Annotated in this window: 1 protein-coding gene; it reads left to right on the top strand. The window is 59.1% G+C overall.

All coding sequences use genetic code 11. The features are described 5' to 3' along the window. Positions 1 to 32: 32 nt before the first annotated feature. On the top strand, positions 33 to 504 hold a 472-nt coding region (locus tag JNK74_30570), incomplete at its 3' end, for a DUF5011 domain-containing protein (protein ID MBL7650512.1).

Below are 504 nucleotides of genomic sequence, written 5' to 3'. Positions count from 1 at the left end.
CGATGATAACAATTCGCGTTGGCGGACAAGAATTGTCGGCGACAAACAATGGCGACGGCACCTGGACACTCGCGGACAATCTCCTCACTGCGTTGGTGGAGGGGGTGTACGATATAGTGGTGGTGGCCGAAGATCTCGCTGGGAACATCAGCGAAACCACAGTGACGGACGCCCTCACCGTGGACGTTACCGCGCCTCAGCTTACGCTGAACGGCGCGGCGGAGCTCACGCTGATCGCAGGCGTTGACTCGTACACGGAGCAGGGTGCTTCGGTGCTGGATAATTTGGACGAGTTTGTGACGGTGGACCTCGGTGGCGATGTCGTGAATGCGTCGTTGCCTGGGGTCTACACGCTTACCTACAACGCGGTGGACGATGCGGGTAACGCAGCAACTGAACTCACACGAGTTGTGACGGTCATCGCTGATGGTGGCGAAGGGGAAGGCGAAGGTGAAGGCGAAGGCGAAGGCGAAGGCGAAGGCGAAGGCGAAGGTGAAGGTGAAG

The sequence above is a fragment of the Candidatus Hydrogenedentota bacterium genome (assembly GCA_016791475.1).
In the GTDB taxonomy this organism is placed as follows: domain Bacteria; phylum Hydrogenedentota; class Hydrogenedentia; order Hydrogenedentales; family JAEUWI01; genus JAEUWI01.
The sequence above is the reverse complement of the archived record's forward strand: the minus strand, read 5'-3'. Positions and strand labels throughout refer to the sequence as shown.